Here is a 23,917-nt window from a genome sequence, read left to right as displayed (position 1 = left end):
CCCCCAACATTGGGGGATTTAGGGGGCAACAGTTATTGAATACTACAGTCCCAGGTTCAGCCGAGACAATTATAATTGCAGTTAGCACGGCTTTGGCTTTAAATAAATATCTAAATTGACGTTAACCCAATGAAAACATTTACAGCAATTGTAGAAAAAGACCCTGACACCCAACTTTATGTCGGTTATGTTCCCGGTTTTCCTGGCGCCCATTCTCAAGGAAAAACCCTTGATGAACTTCAAGAGAATTTAACAGAAGTGATTGAGATGCTACTCGAAGAAGATGTTACCTTTGAGACTCAGTTTGTCGGCACACAACAAATTATCATTCATTCAGCATGAGCAATATTCCAATTCTAAAACCTCAAGAAGTTGTTCGCATATTGGAAAATTTGGGATTTGTTGAAGTTCGCCAGAAAGGTTCACATAAGCAATTCCGCCATGAGGATGGTCGAGGAACAACCGTACCTTTTCACAAAGGACAAGATATTTCACCAACCTTGCTAAAAAAAATTGCCAGCGATATTGAGATGACTGTTGAGGAGATGCTCGAAGATCGCTAATCAAATGCTAACAGAAACTATTTCTTTGGATGAAATTAAGTGAGTGAATTATTGAACTCCCCTCGCCTCGTAGGAGAGGGGTTGGGGGAGAGGTTTTTCTAAGTTTCACCCCCCTGGGTCCCCCCTAAAAGCAGGGAAGAAAAGTAAGGGGATAGGACCACCAAAAAATCATTTAACATTTAAATAGGGCTATTCTCTGTACGCACATCAGATGAGCGAAACGGTTTACATCGAAACCAGTATTTTGGGCTATCTCACAGCTAGGTCAACTAGAGATTTAATAGTTGCTGCAAATATACAATTGACAAGAAATTGGTGGGAATCTCGTCGGAATGACTTCACTCTTTATATCTCCCAAGCCGTTCTCATTGAGACAGCCCAAGGAGATGTCGAGATGGCAGCCCAACGCCTAGAAATCGCCCGTAACTTTCCGTTGCTAGAGTTAAATCAGGATGTTGAACAATTGGCTGCACAGTTCTTATCCCGTAGCAATCTTCCGACTAAAGCAGACGTAGATGCAATTCACATTGCCGCAGCAACCGTTCACGGTATGAATTACCTGTTAACCGTGGAATTGTAAGCATATTGCTAATGCTCAGATTCAGAGAAAGCTTGCCGAAATTAGCCTAGATTGTGGCTATCAGCTACCAATACTGTGTACACCTTACGAGTTGCTAGGAGAGTAGTCCATGTGGAAAGATGAAATTGTAGAAGAAATTCATAAAATTCGTGAAAAATATGCCGAGTCTTTCAACCACGATTTAAAAGCAATCTTCGCCGATTTACAGAAAAAACAGGCAGAAAGTGGGAGAGAAGTTGTTAACCTCTCATCAAAATACAGTTTAGCAAAACCTTTGAGCAAACCAACCCAGGAGAGAGATTGAGTTTGTGCAACAAGGTGTTAGGAGAGGGGGTTAGGAAGTTGAACACTCCTGGGTTCAGCCGAGACAATTATAATTTCAGTTAGCACGGCTTCGGCTTTCATTCAGCATGAGCAATATTCCAATTCTGAAACCTCAAGAAGTTGTTCGCATATTGGAAAATTTGGGATTTGTTGAAGTTCGCCAGAAAGGTTCACATAAGCAATTCCGCCATTAGGATGGTCAAAGTATTGGTAGCTTATATCCAGCATCAACGCTAATTTGCGATAGTTTTTTCTGAATCTGAGCATTAGCAATATGCTTACAATTCCACGTTAATAGATAATCTAAACCATAAACTCTAGCGATCGCAATATGCAGTGCATCATTAGCGGCTTGAGGTTTTTCTATCAATAACACAAACCAGGTATCTGAAACCTCAAACACCTGGATAAATTATGAACGCCTAATTCAATTAAATAACGATGTTAAAAAATCTTCTCTTTTTTAACCCGAAACTCCAACAGCTACAACAATTAAACCCACTACTAAAGCTGTGCCTAAAGATCCTAAAATGATATAATTGCGGACTTGATTTTTGTTCGGAGGTTCAGCAGTATAAACTTTGGGTTCAACAGCAAAATTATTTAGGCGTCCACCCTCTTCGGTTGTATAAGGCATAAATTAACGTCCTCGTTTTATCTTATTCAATCTAGAGTAACAAAAATTTGCCAATAGTTAAATAACTTCAGGAGGAATTACAGGTTCCCCAGGGCAGGGAACCTCTGAGAACTCAAGAACTAATCGTTCCGGTCACAGGAGAAGAAGCTGTGGCATAATTTTTAATGGGAATACGCCCCGACAGATAAGCCAAACGACCTGCTTGAGTTGCCATTCCCATCGCTTTCGCCATCATAGCAGGCTGTCCGGCTAGAGCGATCGCTGAATTAATCAGTAACGCATCCGCCCCCATTTCCATCGCTGTAGCCGCTTCGCTGGGGGTGCCAATACCCGCATCAACAACGACGGGAACTTTCGCATTATCGATGATAATCTGAATATTAGCAGCGTTTTTGATGCCTTGTCCTGAACCAATGGGAGAACCCAAAGGCATGACTGTCGCACAGCCAACTTCTTCTAAACGTTTGGCGAGTAACGGATCAGCGTTAATATAGGGAAGTACAGCAAAGCCTTCTTTCACCAGTTTTTCGGCGGCTTCTAAGGTGCCAAAGGGATCAGGTAAGAGGTATTTGGCATCAGGAATCACTTCTAACTTGACAAAATTGTTATCTTCCTGTCCTAATAATTTTGCCATCTCTCGTCCTAACCGTGCAACCCGAATAGCGTCTTCTGCATTTTGACAGCCTGCGGTATTGGGAAGCATCCAAATTTTCGTCCAGTCAATGGCTTCGGCGAGTCCTTCATGTCCGGGGGCTTGGGTTTGAACTCGTCGTACCGCTACAGTGACAATTTCACATCCACTGGCGAGGATGCTTTGCTGCATTTCTTCTAGGGTACGATATTTGCCCGTTCCGGTCATCAGGCGAGAGTTAAAGCTTTTTCCGGCTATAGTTAACGGCTTATCTATATCTTGTTGTTGCAGGGGTTTATCGAGTGTTTGCATTTTGAAGCGTTTCCTTTATTTTTCCAGTAGATGTTGATTTTTCATCTAGTTCTTATTGTACGATTTTGCCTGAATTATTGTGACTCAAAATATTAACCCAGTTTCTCTATCTATCATAAATTAAAATCTCAGGAGACCTTGAAAATTCGGGGCGGGTTTATTGAGGTTGTTTGAGGGAAAACAGACCTCTTGACTGAACCCTCCGCTACAGGGCTGACTCGTGACTGAAAATAGCTGGCAATTTCATCAAATAATTATTCCTCAGAGGAGTTCGCTTCAGGTGCGTCAACGGCTTCGAGATATTGACTATCAATTAAAAATGCTCCCTTTTCAAAACGAACGCCCCAATATCCGCCCGGACGCCTATCAAGAATAATCCCTTCTTCTCCCAGTTTAATCACATTGGAGGGACGTAACATCGGCATGGGGTCAGCCGTTTTAACGTAGGGAGGAATACCAATCATTCTAACTTTTTGATAAATTTTAAACTCGGGTTCCATCGGTATTGTCATTGAATTTTAATTCAGGTTAAATGAGAAACAATTTGCTGTAATTGTTCAATTTTTTGCGACTGTTGCTGACGAGTGTGTTCGAGTTGATTTAACTCTGTTGTTGTGGTTTCAACTTTTTGTTTAAGTTCATTCCAATTGTTTTGAAGAGGTTGTAGCATTTGTTGATACAAACTCACCGTTCCCCAGAGTTGAGAAACCGCTTGATATTGTTCGCGCCAACTGTGTTCTTCTGCCTCTAATTGTTGACGTTTTTGTTGTTGTTCATCGGTTTGACGGTTCACCGTTTCTTCTAGTTGTTGAATTGCGGTTTGAATTTGAGAAATTTCAGCTTCAAGAACCTCTAATTTTTGCTGTTGATCTTGGTGTTGAGCATTCAAACTGGAGAGAACCCGCTCAAAATTAACCAGGCCATCTGGATTAACATTGGCAGGCAAACCTTGACGTTTTAATAATACAGCCTGATGCTGAATCAGAATCGCTTCTCGCTCTCTGAGGGTGCGACGCTGACCGCCAATGGTGCGATTTAACATATCATAGGCATCGTTTTCATCGGTGAGTTCGCTTTCAAGACGAGAACGTTCTCCATCCCTGGCTTGTACTAATTGTTGTTGGAGTTGCTCGATGTCTTCTCGTTTGTATTTCAACTCGTCTTCCTGTTCTTTGACCATGCGAAACCAGCGATCCCATTCTTGTTGAAGTTTATCAACTTCCTCTTTAAGTTTTTCGATAGGCATCGCTTCTAAAGCCGATACATTAATAACCACCCCTACACTTTGAGTCTCATCAAACTGAGCGGCTAATTTTTCCAATTGACTTAATAAAGTTTGTCGATTTTGGAGTTGTGTTTGCCAAGTTTCAGCCAATTCTTGTTTAGCCGTTAATTGAGTATATTCACCTTGGAGATTAGATTTCAATTGAGTCAAATCATCTTGAGATTCATACCAATTTTGCCACTGAGTTTGTAGAGATTGACGAGTGGCATCAACTTGGTCTTGTAATTGCTCGGCAGAAGTTTGTTTTTCTTGTAGTTGTTGCCAATGATGTTGTAAAGTTGATTGTCCAGCTTCTAGGCGATCCGTTGCTTGTTCAAGTTGTCTTTGTAAGGCATCAAGAGCAACGGGAGTAGACAGTTGAGCCAGTAAAGATTGAAGCTGTTGTGATTGTTCTTGACTGAGAGCGGGAGCGGATTTTAAGCCAGCTTGTTGATCTTCAAGTTGCCGGATCTGTTGTTGGAGTTGTTGGCGAGTTTGTTCAATTTCAGCTTGGGATTGATCCAACTCCGAGCGGAGTCGTTCTCCTTGTTGTCGTGCAGATTCTATTTCTTGACGTTGCTGTTCGAGGCGTTCAAATTCTTCTTCAAGCTGTTCGAGTTGCTCCCGTTGAGCCTCCATTTCCATCTCGCGGCGATTGAGTTCTTGACTTTGATAAGTGAGAGACTCTTTCCACTGTTCGATTTCTTCTTGTTGAGTTTTAAACTTTTCTTGTAAGCGAGAGAAATCTTGAAGAATGCTAACGAGCTGTCGAGCGGCATCTTGAATGCGTTGAACGTGCTTGCTGCTATTAAGGTCTACGAGGACTAAGGCACCGTCCTTGAAGTTATTGGCATCCTCGGCGGGTATCACCTCATCACCTGTAACAGCAGTCCAGTTGTTCTCACCTCGCTGACAGGCCAGCAATTTGAGTTCAGCTCGACCGCCACCCAAACCAAAGCTTCTCTGCTTTTGTACTTCCGCTAAATACAGCACGGTGATCGTCCTCGTGAGGTGTTTAATTGACACTCCCCAGCCCTTTAGGCGTGGGGATTCTTCATTCGCAGACCCAACTTGCTCTGACAGGATTGCTCCCACATGAGTAGAGGTCGAATCTCCTGAAGCTTTCGGATCTAAGATCCAAGTTCCCGTATGCCCTACGGTACTCAAGGCTATTTTCAGAATGTTGATGGCAGCGTTCCAGTCTCTATCTAAAACAAACCCACATTCACAAACATGAGTTCTTGTTGATAGAGATTTCTTGACTATCGCACCACAATTAGAGCATTCTTGAGAGGTATAAGCAGGATTGACTGCAACAGTTATCCTGCCAAACTTTACCCCGAAATACTCCAACCATTTTCTGAATTGATACCAACCTGCATCATTGATAGACTTGGCGAGACAAGGATTTTTAACTAAGTTTTTAATTCTCAAATCTTCATAGGCTACCAAATCGTTAGATTGGATTACGCAACGCGCTAGTGTTTTAGCGTGTTCTTGACGTTGCCTACTTATTTTGAGATGTACTCGCCCTAATTTATTAATGGCTTTTTTCCGGTTGGCACTGCCAATATTTTTTCGAGAAACACGACGTTGATAAAGCTTTAATCGTTTTTCTCCTGTTCGATAAAATTTAGGGTTGGGTTCACTATGCCCATTGCTATCGGTGTAAAACTCTTTGAGTCCAACATCTAAACCAATTGTTTTACCCGTTGGTGAGCCACTACGTTGCTCTGGTTCCCAGAGTTGTAGTAAGTGGCGTTGTGTTTCTACTTGGTTCTCTGCACTAATTAAGAATTGAACATAATAGCCGCGACTCACGACGAACTACCCTAACTCTTTTTATCTGTTCTAATTGGTAGAAGTTTAAATCCCACGTCCCTTTAAGTTTGAGCTTACCAATACCTTTTTTATCGGTGAAACTGATTTGTTTCCGGGTTGGAGATAGCTTCCACCCAGAGGTTTTATATTCCACTGAACGAGAATTTTTCTTGAACTTTGGATATCCTTTTCTACCGGGAACCGACTTCTTGCAGTTGTCATAAAACCGAGAAATGGAACTGTAGGCACGTTCAACAGAAGCTTGGCAAGCACTAGAATTCAAAGCTTTGACAAAGGGAAACTCATCTCTGAGAGATTTACTCAGACGGTATAACTCTTTCTGTCCAACGCCTTGATTATCCATCCAAAAACGGATACTCTTGTTGCGGACAAATTGAGCCGTCCTGATTGCCTGATCAATCGCTGTGTATTGAGTTGTTTTCCCTTTAGCCTTAAATTCTAAAACGAGCATTTTACGTGGGAAACATCTACGCAAAACATCATAACATAAAAGCCGTCCTAGAAGGACGGGGTTTTCAAGCCATTTTTTCGGTAAAATCGACAGACAGAAATGATTCGGTCTCAATCGTGGATCGATATACGTGTCCCTGCTCAATTTTACTCTACCACCAATTACCAGAGAAGATTTCCTCTGGAATACATCTTGAAATCTTATCAAATTGCGTTGACGAATCGAGTGATTGTCTGAGCGAGTCAGGCTGTAACTGCCTACAATAGTTAGAATGATAAAGTTTCTCGGTTGATTAGCAGGCTCTCGCTCGGCGGAATCAGAAAATCAGGAGGAGGAGTCACAACGTTTGGAGCCGTCCACAGGAATAGACGGAGTTTACACCAATTCCATTGGGGTTGGTGTGAGAGGATGTACATAGAATTCAACGGTGATAAGGAGGCCACTTGCTGCATGCAAGGCTCTTTAAGTGAGATTGATATCCGCAGTATCCTGCAACTGATTGAGCTAGGTCAGCGAACCGGAGAACTCATGGTAGAGGCTTATAGCCCAACGTCAGGCACAACAGGCGCTTTACGTCGTCCTCACTTTGGGGGACCGTGCTGGTTAGTCTTCTGCTTTAATGGTCGCATTATCTATGCAGGTCAGAGCGAGGATAGTTTGTCACGCTTGCGCGACTACCTACGTCGTTTTCAAGCTGATAAAGCCCTTGATCAGATTGAAGTTCCCTCGATTGCGTCAGTTAATGCTCCTGAATACGGCTACCTGTGGGCGTTGTTAGAGAAAAATCTAATCACCCCACCTCAGGCCCGCAGCATTATTCATGGAATGGTTTATGAAACCCTGTTTGATTTGCTGAGTTTGCACCAGGGTTCGTTTATCTTTGAAATCGGGCCGCCGTTGGCCCCGCAGTTAACCACGTTAGAAATCAGTTCGCTCTTGGCAAAAATTATGAAACAAGTCCAAGAGTGGAAAACCTTTCATCCCCATATTCAATCCCCCAATCAATGCCCTTTAATTCCCGATCCACAGAAGTTGCAACGCACATTACGTCCTCATGCTTTTGAAACCCTCAACCGTTGGGCAGACGGTCAAACAACTTTTCGTCAAATAGCCCGCTATTTAAATCGAGATATTGTCACGGTGACTAAAGCGATGTATCCCTTTGTGCAACAGGGGTTTGTGCAGTTGTTAAATCCCACGTCAAACGGTGAATCTCCGGCTCAAAATAAGCTCGCTATCCCAACAAAAGTTCCCCGAATTGTATGTATTGATGATGACATTGTGATCCGAGAAACGGTAGAATTAATTCTCAATCGGCAGGGTTATGAAGCGACAGCAATCAGTCATCCCCTGAAAGCACTCAGTTGGGTTTTTCAGCTTAAACCTGATTTGATTTTATGTGATATTGCCATGCCCGAACTCAATGGCTATGAAATCTGTGCAATGCTGCGGAATTCCACTGCCTTTCGCCAAACACCGATCGTGATGTTAACGGGGATCGATGGATTCGTTGACCGACTACGAGCCAGAATGGTACGAGCCACAGACTATCTAACCAAACCGTTTGGGGAAAGTGAATTATTGACATTAGTTGAAACCTATGTCGGCCTTGGAGATCCGAATCGGCTACCATCAGAGCGGTTGTTAGCTTCGGAAATCAACGATATCTTCGATCAATAAGATATATGGCGATCCTTTTCAACTTAAAATTACCAAGGAATTTGGGTATACTTGAATCAAACAATACTATATTAGAGTATTCTTCAAGCGCAGTTGCAATTAACCGTTTGGTCTGAAACCGGAGTGCCTTCCTTGTCCGAGGACGACCTCAACTGATCGGATACACTCTCTCGGGCTTCTCCATGACCGTCCGTTAACCCTAAACCCAGGAATTCAGTCAGACAGTATGAGTACAGTTATGGTTGTAGAAGACAGTGTCACACAACGGGAGATGATTTGTAATCTCCTCAAAGACAGTGGCTTAGACGTAAAGGTGGCAAGTGACGGTGTTGAAGCCTTAAAAGAGGTGGAGAAACATTGTCCTGATTTAGTGGTTCTTGACATTGTTATGCCTCGCATGAATGGATACGAGTTGTGTCGGCGTTTGAAGTCTGACCCCAAAACCCAGAACATTGCAGTCGTGATGTGTTCTTCTAAGGGCGAAGAATTTGACCGCTATTGGGGAATGAAACAAGGAGCTGATGCTTATATTGCCAAGCCTTTTCAACCGACCGAACTGGTGGGAACCGTCAAACAATTACTGCGAGGTTGAATATTGGTACTATGGTCGGTAATCCTGACTTTTTAACCGGGCAGAGTCCAGACAGTCCTGAGTTCCAAGAACTAGAGACCCCAGAAGGAGAACCCCATCTGCGATTTTATCTTCCTTCGGGCATGGAACTGGCATTGTCCGCCATTGGGATTAAAGAAGTGCTATCCCAATCTCCGGATCGGATGACTCCTATCCCAAACGTTTCCCCCTTACTCTTAGGAACACTCAATATCAGGGGTCGAGTCGTTTGGGTGGCGGATCTGGGTCAATTTCTCGGAGATCAAATCCCTTTAGATACAGATCGCACAGAGATTCCTGTGATTGCCGTAGAAGATCAAGATACGATCTTGGGTTTAGCGGTAGAAGCCATCAGTGATATTGTGTGGCTAGATGTCGAACAGATGAAAATGCCGACTCAACTCCCAGACAGTATGGCACCGTTTATCAAAGGAGAATGTCAAATGGGTGATGCAGAAGAACCCCTGCGATTACTCGATCAAATTGCTATTGTGCGATCGGCTCGATGGGGAGCCGCTTAAGCGTTAAATGTTCAACCTTTAAAAAGTCCAAAATTTAAGTCCCAGGCTCTCAAGCAACCCGTTCTCAACTTTGACCCCGTACAACCCCTTTGGAATCTAAAAATCCCAGATAGGCACTCAGCAGCTCACTGCTTTCAAACTCCCGAACTCCAAATAAATAATAAAGACTAAATTTGAGACGCTAAAAAACTAAGCCATAAACCATAAAGAACTAGAAAAAACGGAAAGGGGAATAGGCAATGCCAGCAAGTACAGACTTCCTGCAAGAGTATCAACAAACAGAAGCCGCTTACACACAAGGAAATTATGAAGAAGCAGCCGCTTTAGTCTATCGGTTAGTTGAAGATTATCCCGATGATCCATCCGCTCGCTTGCTGTGCGGTCACATCTACGGTTACGGGTTGCAGCAGTACGATGTTGCTCGAGAACAGTATCTCGCCGTTCTTGATCTGACCGATGATGCCGAACTGCTCGAACAAGCTCAGGCATCAATGGAGATGGCTGAACAGTATCTCGCCGACTCAGCCGCCTATGCCATCAGTGGAGATCTCGGGTTAGGCGTGGATCTCAACGATGATGATGACATCGGAACCGCCGAAACTCGACTAGACTCAGAACAGATGATGGAAACGGGGGTTTCTGATGTAGACTTAGACGACTTTGCTGACCACTCAGAACCCCTGCTCGACTCCGAGATGAATTTAGAGCAATTAGAAGAACTCTCTTTAGAAGAAATTGACCTCTCAGAACCCGACTTCGGTTTAGAAGACCTCAGTAATGATGGGCAGTTAGATGAGTTTACTGACATCGGTAATTTGCCAAACTCACTCACAGATGAAGAAGACGACGACGATCACAACCCTCTGGCTGACAATCCTTTTGCTCAGAGCGATCAGTCTCTCGGTGTAGCTGAAGAACTAGAACTCGTCGAAGATGAAGCCATTACCACTCAACTCGAATCTGACCCCTTTCAACTCGATGATCAATACAACTCCGACGACGAAATAGAACAACAGTTGCTACAACCCCTAGAAAACTGGTCAGGAAATTTGTTAGCCGAAGAGGCTAATCCCAACTTTGATAAACCTCAATCTAACTTTTTACAGGCGACCTCTTCAGAAGTCTTGGATTTAGACGATCTGATGGAACTCGATGATCTCGAGGACGACGAAAACTATTCCCCTGTAGCACCCCATTCCGAAAAAAATGGCCGCTCTTCAGCCTCAAAAGTGGCTCTAAAACCCACACCGAATGTTACCGAAGACTCCGATGACGAAGAAGGGATAGACCTTGATGAATTTAACTCAGATTTAGATGATATTTTTCAATCCCTTGAAGATTCCGCCGACTTAAACTTACATTCATCGAATACACCCGCTCACGCCAACGGTAAATCTTATAGTCCCCAAGTTGAAAAAGAGGATGAAGATTTCGATGAAGACTTGTTTAGCTTGGAGGATATACAACAAGCTTCTGATGCCGAAGCCGAAACCTTACTGATGAGTCCGTCCGGTTCTGATGATGATTTTAAGTTTGATGAGAATGATGATTTTCAGTTTGATGAGAATGAGGAATTTGCACTGCAAGACCTGATCGAAGACCCAGACTTGATCGCAGAGGACGACTTGAGCCAGGAATTGCTCTCGTCGGAGCGAACCCATTCTCAGCAGTCCCATGCACAGAATGGCAGTTTAGACTCCGATGCTTTGTTTGATGCCAGTGAGATTCCCGACAGTTTTGGCTTGGATGCTTTTGATGATGATAGTTTTGGAGAGCAGTTGCAGTTCTCCAACAGTCAAGGGATCAATCTCGACAAACAGCAGCGATTCTCCGACGACGAGATAGAACCCGACGACGAAGAAGTGCTGACGACAGATTCTTCGGCTCTTGATGAGAATGACTTCCTAGATAATTTTGATGAGTTTGACGATTTGGGGAACCTGCCAGATTTTGAAGCCTCCCGCTCAGAAGAAGCCTCGTTTATTTCCGACTCCTCGGACTTTAACGAAGAAGTCGATAGTGATTTTGTTGCCACGGCTAGCAGCGCCCTAGAGCGAGACAATTCCGCCATTAGCAACGATGAACTGTTTAACGTTCCTCTTGATCAAGAAGTTGTAACGACCTTTACCTCGCAAATCGACGATCCGGTTGAAACCTCGGTCACCGTTGAACAGGGGCCGTTTGCTTTCCTGGAAAATAAAGTCTTTAAAACTAAATTTCTCTACATTGCGATCGGTACAGGGGTGGCGACTCTGATTTTCGTGGCAACCGCGACAAATATTATGACACGCACGGCCTCTCTCAATCAAAGACGCGAGGTGGTGAATTCCCTACGAACCACAGGTTGGATCGTTACTCTCGTTGCGGGTGCGACGAGCTTCTTGAGTGCTTGGACTGTGGGAGATATTGCGGCGCGACAAATGTCGAAAGCCTCAAAAGATTTACAGCATCAATTTGATGCCATCTCTCGCCACAACTTAAAAGCCAGAGCGACGGTTTATGCGATCGATGAGTTGGGTCAAATGTCGGCGAAATTTAACCACATGGCACAGTTTATCGAAACCACCACCGCCGAAGCTCAACGCAAAGCTGAAGAACAAGAAGAAGCTAAAGAAAATCTCCAACGCCAAGTGATTCGCTTACTCGATGACGTAGAAGGGGCGGCTCGAGGTGACTTAACGGTAACGGCAGAAGTGACGGCGGACGTGCTAGGCGCGGTTGCTGACTCGTTTAACTTAACCATTCAAAACCTGCGAGAAATCGTGGTTCAGGTGAAACAGGCAGCCCGTCAGGTGAGTAAAGGGGCAACCGATAGTGCGACGTTTGCTAAAGATGTCGCCGGAGATGCCCTGCGACAAGCTGAAGAATTAGCCGCAACGCTCAATTCCGTACAAGTCCTAACTGATGCCATTCAACGGGTTGCTGATAGTGCGCGAGAAGCCGAAGAAGTGGCGCGATCAGCGGCCGCCGTCGCTACCCGAGGCGGAGAGGCTGTACAAATGACGGTAGCCGGGATTTTGAAGATTCGCGAAACGGTAGCGGAAACCACCCGTGAGGTGAAACGCTTGGCAGAGTCTTCTCAAGAAATTTCTAAAATTGTCGCGATCATTTCTCAGATTGCTTCACGGACAAACTTATTGGCTTTAAACGCCAGTATTGAAGCGGCACGAGCCGGAGAAGCTGGACGGGGTTTTGCCATTGTTGCTGATGAAGTCCGACAATTGGCAGATCGTTCGGCAAAATCTCTTAAAGAAATTGAACAAATCGTGATGCAAATTCAGAGTCAGACGAACTCTGTAATGATGGCGATGGAAGAAGGAAACCAACAGGTGATTGACGGGACGCGACTCGCCGAACAAGCCAAGCGATCGCTCGATGATATTATTCAAGTTACTAACCGGATTGATGTTTTGGTGCGATCAATTACGGCCGATACCGTTGAGCAAAATGAAACGGCTCGGGCGGTGGCGCAAGTTATGCAGGCTGTTGAACATAGCGCTCAAGAAACCTCTCAAGAAGCTCATCGAGTCTCTAACGCTTTGAGTAATCTTGTAGGTGTGGCTCGTGATCTACTTACTTCTGTTGAACGATTCCGAGTAGACTCCTCTGAGCGAAAATAGGAAGATAGGCAATCTTGCAGAAGGCAATCTGGCAGGAGGTAAGAAGGAACAGAAATATTTGAACTTCTGAACTTCTCAAATTTTAAATCCTTTATTTTTAATGATGAATTATGCAAGCCGAACAACAACAACGCATCCTGGGATATTTTATTGAAGAAGCGCAAGATCACCTCGATACTATCGAACAAGGATTGCTCAACTTGCAGTCTACGATCGAAGATCCTGATCTGCTTTATGAAGTTTACCGTGCGGCTCACTCGGTTAAAGGGGGGGCAGCGATGTTAGGATTGGCGAGTATTCAAACAACATCTCATCGCCTCGAAGATAGCTTTAAAATTCTCGAAAAAATCCAAGCTCAATCTAAAGTTCAAGTTGACCAGGAGTTAGTTTCTTCATTTTTGGAAATTTCTGATACACTTAAAGCTCAGATTGAGAGTTTATCCGGCCCTTACGGGTTAACCGATGAAGTGGCGGCTAGCCAACTGAAAAAAGTAGAACCTACCTTTGATCGCCTTAACTATCAGCTTGAGTCTCTGGCAAAACGCAATGAAGTCTTTCTGACTGAATTCACTCTGACGACGCCTAACATCATCTCTCAAGTCCCAGCTACAGCTTACCTCAAGAAACTTGAGATGATACCCGCGATCGCCACTAAACCCCCGGAAAATAGTGCGAAAGAGTTATTTTTCCGCAGCGATGTTCCCGATCAACTACGGGAAATGCTGCAACTGTTTAAACAAGCGGAAAATTCGGATCGCCGCAAAGCCTTGATAGAAATCTGTCGGAGTTTGGCTAGAGCAGGAGAAACTTTTGATTTGTCAAATTGGGCGAAGTTTGTCGCCACTGTTGAACGAGCAATTGCTCATCCGCAGAATGCTTTCTCGACTTTAGCTCCAATCACCATTAAAGCAATTAAGCAGGCTCAAGAGTTGGTGTTGGAAAATCGAGAAGCCAAAATTTCAGTGAGTGCGGATCTCAAAAATTTATTACCTAAATCTTCGGTATCCGAAACCCAAAAATCATTACCGACGCGCAGTTCAAAAAGCGGTTCGGCGAAAAAAACGTCATCAGGAAACGCTAATTCTTCCAGCACTAAGGGAGCGAGGAATAATCCTCAAAGTTCTCCTCAAGCCGCCTCAAATTCCCGACAATCTGATCAAACAGAAGCTGATATTGATCTGTCTTTTCTAGAGAATTGGTCTACTTCAGAGTCAAGCCTAGATCCTTCTAAACCGACGCCTAGAGGCCCGGAAATGGCACCGGAAGAGTTAAAAAGTCTGGCGGATTTGTTTGAAGGGGAAAACTCTATCGAACAGAGTTGGACTGAAGAAAAGCTAATTGAATCAACAGAGTATCACTCTATTCATTCTTCGACATCAGGTACTCCTCTTGACCGCGACTTTTTGGATCTATTTAGTGAAGACTCTCAGGAGCAAAACCGAACCCATTCTTCCCAAGTTCCGAAGAATAAACAAGCCGTTAATCAGACCTCAAAACTACAACGGACTGACTCGAACACCGGATCAAGTCGGGACTTTAATCTAACAGATTTTGATGATTTGCTGAATATTGGAGCCGGGGAAACTGTTAATCGTTCTCAATCGTTGTTCACTTCTGGCAATGTAACAGTTTCTCAATCGGATTTAGAAGCGGAAAATCTCAGTTTTGAGGATTTGTTTGCTTCTTCAGAGACGGAGGTTGAGTCTTTCTCACAACCTCCGGCTCCCTCTTCAGTGCAGTTATCTGATGATACAGACTGGTTTGAACACCTCGTCAGTGGGGATGGGGAGACGGATTCTGTCTCCGATTCTATACCAGAGACGACGACTATTGCTGCGACTCCATTGACTTCACGACGGGTAACTTCCTCTACGACCACTTCTCAAGAAGATTCTCAGAATTTGTTTAGTGAGTTATTTGATTCTTTGGAGGAAGAGACGGACAACCGAGATCAGCAAGCCGTTGACAGCGAAATAGACTTTTCGACTGCTGAGGAGACTTCAGCGATAGAGGACTTTGATTATTTAGAACGATTACTCAATCAAAATACGGGGGTTCTTGAAAGTCAACAAAATTTAGGGAATGCTGAACCTATGGGACTGATCTCCGACGGTTCGGGTGTATTTTCGGATCTTGATGCTTTATTGCAAGCAGAAGATGGGATTGACTTACACTCTGATGAGGAGGAAGATGATGATGATCTTGAAGAAGATAATGAATTTGCTGAACTCGAAAAATTACTAGGCGGTGAAGAAGGGCCTGGTGCTACGGGTGGGGCGGGGATGAGACAACGGAACGGAGCGAAACAGACTCGTGTTTTTGAACCGATCGCCAAAGTTCCAGTCAAGCAACTTGATAATCTCAGTAACTTGATGGGTGAGTTGGTGGTTAACCGCAACAGCTTGGAGCAAGATCAAGAACGGATGCGGCAGTTTTTGGATAATTTACTCGATCAGGTGTCGCTGTTGAGTGATGTGGGTCAACGGATGCAGGATTTTTACGAGCGAAGTCTGTTGGAAATTTCGCTACTGTCGGGACGTAAACAATCAGTTTGGAATAGTCCTCGCAGTGCAGATGAGAAACCGCACAAAAATCGAGTTGATGATCCGATTTCACGCTTGTTTGACGATTTTGAATCAACAGAATTGGATCGGTTTACGCCTTTTCATACCTTGTCTCAAGAAATTATTGAGTTGGTGGTGCGGGTTCGAGAGTCGGCGGCTGATATTGAATTTTTGGTGGAAGAGGCGGATCAAGTCAGCCGTCAATTGCGACAGGTGACGACTCAGCTTGAGGAAGGTTTGACAAAGGCGAGGATGGAACCTTTCGCCCAAGAAGCGGATCGCTTGGCCCGTCCAGTGCGAGATATTTCGATTAAGTGTGGCAAACAGGCTGAACTTTATGTTGAGGGTCGAGATACTTTAATTGACAAGATGTTGTTAGGGAAACTGCATGATCCTCTAATTCATTTGGTTAATAATGCGATTACTCATGGGATTGAACCTCAAACGGTGCGGATAGCAGCCGGAAAGTCTGCGAAGGGTCGGATTGCCATTAAACTCTTTCACCAAGGGAATCAGACGGTGATTTCGATTTCTGATGATGGGGCGGGAATTGATGTCGAGAAGGTGAAGGAAAAGGCGATTCGTAAGGGATTGGTGACACCGGAACGTGCTGCTTTGATGTCAAACTTGGATGTTTACGATTTGCTGTTTCATCCCGGTTTTAGTATGAAAGACCAAGTTGATGAGTTTTCGGGTCGGGGTGTGGGGATGGATGTGGTGAGAACCAGTTTAAATGAGATTAGAGGCACGATTACCACCGATTCGACCTTGGGTAAGGGAACGACGTTTACGATTCGTCTACCGTTGAATATGAGTATTTCACGGGCGCTCTGTTGTATTAGCGATCGCGCTCGGATTGCCTTCCCGATGGATGGGGTTGAGGAGATGATTGATATTCCCCGTGAGCAAATTCGGATGATGGCGGATGGGAAACAGGCTTTGGAATGGCGGGGGTCGTTACTGCCTTTCCGTCATTTGCGAGAGTTGTTGACCTATAAACGGCATTTGGGACGGGGTAATGTTTACGGGACGAATACTGAAGAGGATATGATTTCGGTGATTGTTTTGCGATCAGCCGGGACTTATCTGGCGGTGATGGTGGATCAGGTGTTAGCGGAACAGGAAATTGTGATTAAGCAACTCGAAGGGCCTGTGCCGAAGCCTGTGGGTGTGGCGGGTGCAACGGTTCTCGGGGATGGTCAGATTGTGGCGATCGCAGATGTGCTAGAACTGATTGATTTAGCGATGGGCCGGATTCGCAAGGAACCAAGTCCTTGGCCGACGGGTATTTCTACGCCGCTTGAACAGCAAGTCCAGAAGACTCAGCCGACGGTATTAATTGTAGATGATTCGATTACGGTGCGAAGTCTGTTGTCGATTACCTTTGAGAAATCGGGTTATCGAGTCGAAGAAGCGCGTGATGGTAAAGAAGCCTGGGAAAAACTGAAGTCGGGTTTACCTTGTGATCTCGTTTTCTGCGATATTGAAATGCCTCGGATGGATGGTTTAGAGTTGTTGTCTCGGATGCAGAAAGATCCGGCTTTGATTGATTTGCCGATCGCCATGTTAACGTCTCGGGGTGCAGATCGACACCGCCAGATGGCTTATCAATTAGGTGCGAGAGGGTATTTTACCAAGCCTTATCTCGAAGAACAGTTACTCGAAGCGGCCGGACGAATGTTGCGCGGAGAAGTGGTTGGGAAACCGACAGGAATGGCTCTAACTTCGTAGAGGAGTCAGGAGTCAGGAGTCAGGAGTCAGGAGTCAGGAGTCAGAAGTCAGAAGTCAGAAGTCAGAAGTAAATCTCTTTCTAGGCTTAAGTTTTAAAGAAAAGCTCTGTCCTAATTGTCAGGCGCGACTGCTATAACTTTCAGTTGCGAGAAAGGCTACCGATTATCCCTCTTTTATCACTTTAGAAAATTTGAAAAATCAAGATTTGACCTCAGTTGGATAAAAAAGGGATAAAGAATGGGTACTATGCCTTCAACAAACTCAAGTTATCAAAGTTCTCGATAAACGCATCAAATTTGATGGTTATAAACCCATCCTGCAAATTGTTCTTATTCGGATCTTCTTCTGCGAACACATTGTTACCATTGTCATTCCCGTGGGGATTCCGCAGTAGGATCAACTTCTCACCATTTTGCTCATAGGCATTGTGGATACTGTAAGCATGGCTTTCGTATAGTACCCCGCCATATAAGACCTTGGTGTCATTTCCTCCGCCTTTGGTTCCTGCGGCAGCATAACCACCTTCATTTAAGGTCGTTTGAATGCTCTCGAAGATATCTTCTGGTTTAGAAAAGTCTTTGCGATCAAACCCAAAACTAAAACTGCTCTGTGTTGGATCTGTATTCTCCTTGAAAGTTACAGACTGGTACTGCTCAAATTCTAACTTGTTAGAGTCCCAATTGAAGTAGGTTAAATTATCGTTCGTCTTGCCCGTAATATCGAGAAGAGCTGCGCTGGCTGTACCACCATTGCCCGCCAAATCGTAGCTACCCTTTGATAGTGCGTGGACTCGTTCATAAAGAGAAGCCCAAATAGATTTGTCTGACGCATCGGTCGGTTTGACTGAATAAACAGATGGCCATGTTGTCCCAAACAATGTACCTTTTCCGTTATCTTCTTTATTATCTTCAGTGTCACGGATTACTACTTGGTTATCCACAGTGTATTCGGTTTTTTGGCCCTGCTTGTACAACACGAAGTTGTAGCTGTCGTTATCGCCTGGATTAATGTTATTTTGCAGGACTACACTCTCCTTAGTATTAGCATTGCTGAGGTTTGGTTCAATTTTTCCGAATGTGGCTGTCAGGGCTGCAAGAAAGTAGCAGTTACCGAAAGAACCCTGGTTGACATCACGGATTCGGATTAAATTATCCTCGACCTTACCGCCTGCCAGAGGCTGATAGGTGAAAGAATAATTTATTGGCGGTTTGTAGCTGTAATTGGTAAAGGTTGATGTCGGCTGCCCTTGGGTAGAATCTAACGGAGGGCTGACATTATTGGTCGGTGTTCCTGTTACCGTAGTGTTCAGGGTGTACTCCCCACCACTATCAGCACTCGTACTAGAGGCATACACCACATATTGTTTCCCTTCTTCTGCTGTGAAACTCACTTGAGCATCGGAGTCTCCACCCTCGGTATTAGCATCATTAGTAGCAATCGTTTCGCCAGTAATCAGATCCACTACAGAGAGGGAAGCATTGAAATCTTCCGATTCCTGACTTATGGTAACCGTTAACCCAGGCTCTACAAATGACAGGAGATAGGGATCGGCAGACTGTCCCCGATCTTCAATAAAGTCATCTTCATCGAGAATACCTGGAAAGGAAACACCTGGGAAAAGCGGGTTATAGCTTTCATTCTCGACAGAACTACCGGGTTCAGAGAGGGCTGAAATTCCGTAGAGCGTTGCTCCTTCGGGAGCAGTGACATTAACAAAGTAAGTACCGGAGTCAATGAAATCTAGGAAGATTGCATCAGTTTCCTGGGCAATCGTTTCATCATCGTCCAACTGATTGTTGTTATTCAGGTCGCTCCAGAGGGTCAGTTCGAGGTTCGCATCTTCACCGATAGCGAGTACATCTAAATAGCCCCCATTAAACACCTCAAGGCGATAGGTATCCACCGTATCGGTTCCGCCAAGGTAGTCGTACAGTTCTACCGTACCGTTTAGTGGCAACACACGAGCGCTGCTCGGCCCGTCGCCCGCCAAATCTTCGGCTATCGTTCCGGCAACCCCTGCTACACTCAGGTTGTAGTTCGTGTCTCCTTCAAATTGTTTTACTGCAAGGAAATATGTTCCCGCATCGAGAGTGATGTTTTCAATACTTTCATCAGCAGTACCCGATTGTTCAGATACAGAGACAATTTCATCGGGTCCTAGTTCTCCATCTCCGTCACTATCCTGATAGAGTACCAGATCCGCATCCGCACTCAAGCCGTTCAATTTCGCATCTAGAATAGTCGGTTGATCAATCTCAAGTTGATAGAGATCAACTGGATCTAAATCTCCAACGAAATCACTAATTGATTGAGGGGTTTCGGTAATGCTTAGATCCTGAGCCTCTGCTAATTCATTACCTGCACCATCTTCTGGTATTTCATCAGTTTGTTCACGGGAGTATTCCAAGGTGTAAGTTGTATCACCCTCGAATTGTTCAACTTGAATAAAGTAAGTTCCCGCCTCTAAAATCGTGTCTAACTGTTCAGAGTTATTATCCGATTTAGAGGAAGAATCCAGAAATTCATCAAAATCAATCTCCCCGTTATTGTTCAAATCTTGAATGAGTGTTAAATCCGCATCCGCACTCAAACCATCCAGGGTTACATTGAGACGACTCTCTTGATCGATCTCAAATTTATAGAGATCAACTGGATCTAAGTCTCCAACAAAATCACTGACGGTTTGAGGGGTGTCGGTAATGCTTAGATCCTGAGCCTCTGCTAAGGTATTACCTGCAAGATCTTCCGGTTCTTCTTCAAGCGGTTCGCTGGATAATTCCAGAGAGTAGGTGGTATCCCCGGAGAATTGCTCAACTTGGATAAAGTAAGTTCCCGCCTCTAAAATCGTATCCAACTCTTCGGAGGTATTACCTGCTTCCAAGGAAAACTCTAGAAATTCGTCATCCTCAATCTCCCCGTTATTGTTCAAATCTTGAATGAGTGTTAAATCCGCATCCGCACTCAAGCCATCCAGTTTCACATTGATACGGCTGAGTTGATCGATCTCAAGTTTATAGAGATCTACTGGATCTAAATCTCCGACAAAATCATTGACTGTTTGGGGACTATCGGTAAGGTCTAAATTCTGAGCATTCGCTAAAGTATTACCTGCACCATCTTCGGCTAGTTCTTCAGCTTGTTGACTAGAGAATTCTAAAGTGTAGTTGGTATCCCCTGAGAATTGATCAACTTGGACAAAGTAAGTTCCCGCCTCTAAAATTGCGTCTAACTCTTCGGAGGTATTACCTGCTTCCAAGGAAAACTCTAGCAATTCATCCTCGTCAATTTCTCCGTTTTCATTCAAATCTTGAATGAGTGTTAAATCCGCATCCGCACTCAAACCATCCAGTTTCACATTGAGACGGCTAACTTGATCGAACTCAAATTTGTAGAGATCAACCAGATCTGACTCTCCTAGAGAATCACTGAAGGTTTGGGGATTATCAGTTATGTTCCGAGCCGTTGCTAAGGTATTATCTGTATCTTCCGGTTCGGGTTCCGGCTCGGGTTCGGGTTCCGGTTCGGGTTCGGGTTCAGGTTCAGGTTCAGGTTCCGGTTCCGGCTCAGGTTCGGGTTCAGGTTCCGGCTCGGGTTCGGGTTCGGGTTCGGGTTCGGGTTCCGGTTCCGGTTCGGGTTCCGGTGTTGGATCTGGGTCAACTATGGGTGGAGCAACCACTTCAGGCGTAGGTTCGGGTTCGGGTTCGGGTTCCGGTTCGGTTGTCGGGGTTGGTTCTTCTGGTTCTGGCGGCTCACTGGTCAAAGGTAAGAAGCTATCTCGCTGGAGACTATCTGTATCAATTCCTTGAACAACCGCCAGAAATTCACCCGTTTCAGCAATTTGGATGGTGACACGATTTTCTGTATCGGTCAAAATCAAGTCATCAAAAGTTAGACCATTTTCCAACTGAATTTGGTCTTCATCGGGGTCAAAATCCCGGATAAAATCAGAACTACCAGCGTTTGAGCCTCCAGTCCCCGAACCGATTATGAATATATCTTGTCCATCACCGCCTATCAGCGTGTCTAAACCTTTGTCGCCTGAGATTGTGTCATTACCCTCATCTCCGGATAGCAGATCATCTCCCTCACCTCCATAGAGGATGTCATTTTCTTCGCCCCCGTAGATCGAATCCGACTCTCGATTTCCACTGAGCCAGTCGTCGGCTGAATTGCCCGAAAGAAGATCACTCCCCTGACCCCCATAAAGGGTGTCTTGGTCTTTTCCACCGTAGGCTGTATCCTGGCCTTGATTTCCACTGAGCCAGTCTCTGCCTTCGTTACCACTGAGCCAGTCGTCTCCACCGCCCCCTAGCATTGTGTCGTTACCTGCTAAACCAAACAGGCTGTCTGGTTCCTCTCTTGCAACGAGGGAATCATTTGAAGAAGAACCATTCAGAATGTTGGCAATGGCAATCTCTGAATCAGTAGATACTGTCCCTGATAACGAAAAATTCTCAATTTCAAACACGATACAACACCTCTAAAAAAGTGAAAGGCAAGTTAATTTTCCATGTCTGATGTAAGACATAGATTAAAAATTTGATAATGTAACCGATGCAAGCTGCCAGTATCTAACGGGAAAGCTAACCTGAAGGTTTATTCAAAGCCGTTATCTACTGAAAAAACACCTAATGAGATATGTATGTAAGAAGCGAAGCAATTTTTGACTTTTCAGGTCTGTTCACGCAGGGAAAGTAAACTCGATCAGAGTGAAGAAAGTCCTCTTCAGGCTGATTAAAATGTGTGGGGTTTTGTTCCAGACATTTAAGGATTCGTCACAGCTACGTAGTGGATTGGCCTACACATCGCTTCCGACATCCATCTTGCTATCCGTTCAGAAGAGGTTTGTCCTCTTCCTTTTGATATAATTTTTTGCTCTATGTCAGTTATACTGCCAACCCCAAGCAAAGTACAGAGGGAAATTACGGATTTTAGATTTTATCTCTATCAATAGAAATTCAGTAAATTTACGGAGACAGAGAGCGATCGCTATTTTATCAATAGAGTTTTGCTATGAAATTACTGGAGTGAGGATTTAAAAACCCTGTTTTTCGGGTGTACTGCTATAGAAACTCATTTAATCAATGAAAAACCCCCTCAACACTAAGGCTAAGGAGGTTATATTTTATTGGTTTTAATTGTCAAATCTTCTAGTTAAAATCAATAGAAATTAGGGTGTTATAACTTCACGATTCAGGATAATTTATAAACCCTAACTCCTAACTCCTAACTCCTAATTCCTAATCCCAAAACGTTGATTTTATTCTTCTTCTGCTGTAAATTCTTCATCCTCAGCATCATCAACGTGTCCGACTGAGTTAGAAGAAACGACAGCACCGCTCTCAAGTTTTTCTCGAACTAACTTTTCTATTTTTGCGGTAAACTCAGGGTTTTCTTCCATGTAAATAATCGTTTTGTCTCGACCTTGACCAATATTATCACTGTCAAAGCTGTACCATGAACCCTTGCGTTTGATCACGCCTGTTTCTTCGGCTAAATCAACTAAACAGCCTAAGGTTGAGATGCCTTTTCCAAAGATAATATCAAATTCAGCGATGCGGAAAGGCGGCGCAACTTTGTTTTTTGCGACTTTAACTTTAGCCCGAATTCCATATTCATCTGTACCTTTTTTCAAGGTTTGAATGCGGCGAATATCGAGCCGAACTGAACAGTAAAACTTCAGCGCATTTCCGCCTGTTGTGGTTTCGGGGTTTCCGTAGGTAATTCCAATTTTCTGACGCAATTGGTTGAGGAAAATAACCGTACAACCGGACTTACCAATATTACCTGTAATTTTCCGTAGGGCTTGGCTCATTAAACGCGCCTGTAACCCCATGTGAGCATCGCCCATTTCTCCTTCGATTTCTGCACGGGGAACTAAAGCGGCTACGGAGTCAATGACGACAATATCAACCGCAACTGAACGCACGAGTTGATCGACGACTTCTAATGCCATTTCTCCGGTATCGGGTTGAGACACCAGCAGGTTCTCAATATCCACGCCTAAAACGGATGCGTAACTGGGATCTAGGGCGTGTTCCGCATCGACAAAGGCGGCGACTCCTCCGGCTCTTTGGACTTCGGCGATCGCGTGTAAGGCTAAAGTGGTTTTCCCGGAACTTTCTGGCCCATAAATTTCAATCACTCGTCCTTTCGGTATTCCCCCACCGAGGGCTAAATCTAAGGTTAATGCTCCACTGGGAATGGTTTCTACCTTCATGCGGGGAGCATCACCTAAACGGACAATTGCTCCTTTTCCGAAGTTCCGTTCTATTTGGTTGAGAACCTGAGTTAATGCTTTTTGCTTTTCGGCGTTATCGCCAACTTTTGTAGCCATTCGCTTTGATCCCATTTTTACGATTTTGGTAGGGGTTTTTTATACTGAGCCGGGTCAAACGGATATATGCTCGTATCTTACCAGCTTGACTGGCTTCTCACTCGGCGCTCATTGGATTAATTTACAAGATGTGATATAGCGTCTGTTTCGACAGCGCCGATCTCTTGACTCGTTTTTTACTGACGTTCGCTCATTGTAGCGAAATTTGATCCTTTCATCAATATCAATCTTAGGGGTTGGGGGTTGGGGG

At 44.4% G+C, this 23,917-nt stretch carries 14 protein-coding genes and 4 pseudogenes; 10 read left to right on the top strand and 8 right to left on the bottom strand.

Going from position 1 to position 23,917, the window contains the following annotated elements; translation table 11 throughout:
* Positions 1 to 129: 129 nt before the first annotated feature.
* The 5 genes and pseudogenes from WN50_RS22405 to WN50_RS32675 all read left to right on the top strand — a co-directional run bounded on the left by WN50_RS22405 (position 130) and on the right by WN50_RS32675 (position 1,661).
* A complete protein-coding gene (locus WN50_RS22405; RefSeq protein ID WP_046280251.1) occupies positions 130 to 342 on the top strand; it encodes a type II toxin-antitoxin system HicB family antitoxin in 213 nt (70 codons plus the stop codon).
* A complete protein-coding gene (locus WN50_RS22400) occupies positions 339 to 563 on the top strand; it encodes a type II toxin-antitoxin system HicA family toxin (RefSeq protein WP_046280252.1) in 225 nt (74 codons plus the stop codon). The genes WN50_RS22405 and WN50_RS22400 overlap by 4 nt, the downstream gene beginning before the upstream one ends.
* A gap of 211 nt (positions 564 to 774) precedes the next feature.
* A pseudogene (locus tag WN50_RS22395) lies at positions 775 to 1,249 on the top strand (PIN domain-containing protein).
* Between the two features lie 3 nt (positions 1,250 to 1,252).
* Entirely contained in the window at positions 1,253 to 1,447 is a 195-nt protein-coding gene (locus tag WN50_RS22390; protein WP_046280254.1) for a hypothetical protein, read from the top strand.
* A gap of 106 nt (positions 1,448 to 1,553) precedes the next feature.
* Positions 1,554 to 1,661 carry a type II toxin-antitoxin system HicA family toxin gene (locus WN50_RS32675; protein WP_235441083.1) on the top strand — a complete coding sequence of 36 codons (108 nt, stop codon included), beginning with the start codon at positions 1,554 to 1,556 and terminating at the stop codon, positions 1,659 to 1,661.
* Between the two features lie 5 nt (positions 1,662 to 1,666).
* Here WN50_RS32675 and WN50_RS32670 read toward each other — a convergent pair.
* From WN50_RS32670 to WN50_RS22375, 6 genes and pseudogenes are all read right to left on the bottom strand, one after another.
* Positions 1,667 to 1,825 (bottom strand): annotated as a pseudogene (locus tag WN50_RS32670) (type II toxin-antitoxin system VapC family toxin); the annotation flags it as partial.
* Between the two features lie 105 nt (positions 1,826 to 1,930).
* Positions 1,931 to 2,104: a photosystem II assembly protein Psb34 gene (gene psb34, locus WN50_RS34275; protein ID WP_152964900.1), complete on the bottom strand. Its 174-nt coding sequence runs from the start codon at positions 2,102 to 2,104 to the stop codon at positions 1,931 to 1,933.
* A 112-nt stretch (positions 2,105 to 2,216) separates the two neighbouring features.
* A complete protein-coding gene (locus tag WN50_RS22385) occupies positions 2,217 to 3,047 on the bottom strand; it encodes a thiazole synthase (RefSeq protein ID WP_046280255.1) in 831 nt (276 codons plus the stop codon).
* Positions 3,048 to 3,301: 254 nt separating this feature from the next.
* Entirely contained in the window at positions 3,302 to 3,547 is a 246-nt protein-coding gene (sipA, locus tag WN50_RS22380) for a regulatory protein SipA (protein ID WP_046280256.1), read from the bottom strand.
* 23 nt (positions 3,548 to 3,570) lie between these two features.
* Positions 3,571 to 5,304, bottom strand: a complete 1,734-nt coding sequence (gene hmpF / locus WN50_RS36525; RefSeq protein ID WP_046280257.1) for a pilus motility taxis protein HmpF — start codon at positions 5,302 to 5,304, stop codon at positions 3,571 to 3,573.
* Positions 5,305 to 5,349: 45 nt separating this feature from the next.
* A pseudogene (locus tag WN50_RS22375) lies at positions 5,350 to 6,604 on the bottom strand (RNA-guided endonuclease InsQ/TnpB family protein); the annotation flags it as partial.
* 450 nt (positions 6,605 to 7,054) lie between these two features.
* On the opposite strand from WN50_RS22375, the gene WN50_RS22370 reads away from it, so the two are divergent.
* From WN50_RS22370 to WN50_RS22350, 5 genes and pseudogenes are all read left to right on the top strand, one after another.
* Entirely contained in the window at positions 7,055 to 8,284 is a 1,230-nt protein-coding gene (locus tag WN50_RS22370) for a response regulator (protein WP_046279392.1), read from the top strand.
* Positions 8,285 to 8,510: 226 nt separating this feature from the next.
* The gene (locus tag WN50_RS22365; RefSeq protein WP_046279393.1) at positions 8,511 to 8,876 is read left to right on the top strand and encodes a response regulator transcription factor; all 366 of its coding nucleotides are present in this window, start codon (positions 8,511 to 8,513) and stop codon (positions 8,874 to 8,876) included.
* A gap of 11 nt (positions 8,877 to 8,887) precedes the next feature.
* Positions 8,888 to 9,415 (top strand): chemotaxis protein CheW, encoded by a 528-nt coding sequence (locus WN50_RS22360; protein WP_046279394.1) that lies wholly within the window; start codon positions 8,888 to 8,890, stop codon positions 9,413 to 9,415.
* A gap of 239 nt (positions 9,416 to 9,654) precedes the next feature.
* On the top strand, positions 9,655 to 13,035 hold the full coding sequence (locus WN50_RS22355) for a methyl-accepting chemotaxis protein (RefSeq protein ID WP_046279395.1): 3,381 nt from the start codon (positions 9,655 to 9,657) through the stop codon (positions 13,033 to 13,035).
* Positions 13,036 to 13,181: 146 nt separating this feature from the next.
* Positions 13,182 to 17,330 (top strand): annotated as a pseudogene (locus WN50_RS22350) (response regulator); the annotation flags it as partial.
* A 244-nt stretch (positions 17,331 to 17,574) separates the two neighbouring features.
* On the opposite strand, the gene WN50_RS33520 reads toward WN50_RS22350, so the two are convergent.
* Complete coding sequence (locus WN50_RS33520) at positions 17,575 to 21,798, bottom strand: pre-peptidase C-terminal domain-containing protein (protein WP_049560804.1); 4,224 nt, start codon at positions 21,796 to 21,798, stop codon at positions 17,575 to 17,577.
* A 792-nt stretch (positions 21,799 to 22,590) separates the two neighbouring features.
* Positions 22,591 to 23,667 (bottom strand): recombinase RecA, encoded by a 1,077-nt coding sequence (recA, locus tag WN50_RS22340; protein WP_046281608.1) that lies wholly within the window; start codon positions 23,665 to 23,667, stop codon positions 22,591 to 22,593.
* Positions 23,668 to 23,917 lie beyond the last annotated feature (250 nt).

This window comes from Limnoraphis robusta CS-951 (genome assembly GCF_000972705.2).
This window is presented reverse-complemented; position numbering and strand designations above follow the sequence as displayed.

Bases quoted from the DNA above. Each gene is read 5' to 3' on its own strand.
- sipA (WP_046280256.1), bottom strand. From the start codon at position 3,547: ATGGAACCCGAGTTTAAAATTTATCAAAAAGTTAGAATGATTGGTATT.
- WN50_RS32675 (WP_235441083.1), top strand. From the start codon at position 1,554: ATGAGCAATATTCCAATTCTGAAACCTCAAGAAGTTGTTCGCATATTG.
- WN50_RS22370 (WP_046279392.1), top strand. From the start codon at position 7,055: ATGCAAGGCTCTTTAAGTGAGATTGATATCCGCAGTATCCTGCAACTG.
- WN50_RS22385 (WP_046280255.1), bottom strand. From the start codon at position 3,047: ATGCAAACACTCGATAAACCCCTGCAACAACAAGATATAGATAAGCCG.
- psb34 (WP_152964900.1), bottom strand. From the start codon at position 2,104: ATGCCTTATACAACCGAAGAGGGTGGACGCCTAAATAATTTTGCTGTT.
- WN50_RS22390 (WP_046280254.1), top strand. From the start codon at position 1,253: ATGTGGAAAGATGAAATTGTAGAAGAAATTCATAAAATTCGTGAAAAA.
- WN50_RS22355 (WP_046279395.1), top strand. From the start codon at position 9,655: ATGCCAGCAAGTACAGACTTCCTGCAAGAGTATCAACAAACAGAAGCC.
- recA (WP_046281608.1), bottom strand. From the start codon at position 23,667: ATGGCTACAAAAGTTGGCGATAACGCCGAAAAGCAAAAAGCATTAACT.
- WN50_RS22400 (WP_046280252.1), top strand. From the start codon at position 339: ATGAGCAATATTCCAATTCTAAAACCTCAAGAAGTTGTTCGCATATTG.
- WN50_RS22405 (WP_046280251.1), top strand. From the start codon at position 130: ATGAAAACATTTACAGCAATTGTAGAAAAAGACCCTGACACCCAACTT.
- WN50_RS22365 (WP_046279393.1), top strand. From the start codon at position 8,511: ATGAGTACAGTTATGGTTGTAGAAGACAGTGTCACACAACGGGAGATG.
- WN50_RS22360 (WP_046279394.1), top strand. From the start codon at position 8,888: ATGGTCGGTAATCCTGACTTTTTAACCGGGCAGAGTCCAGACAGTCCT.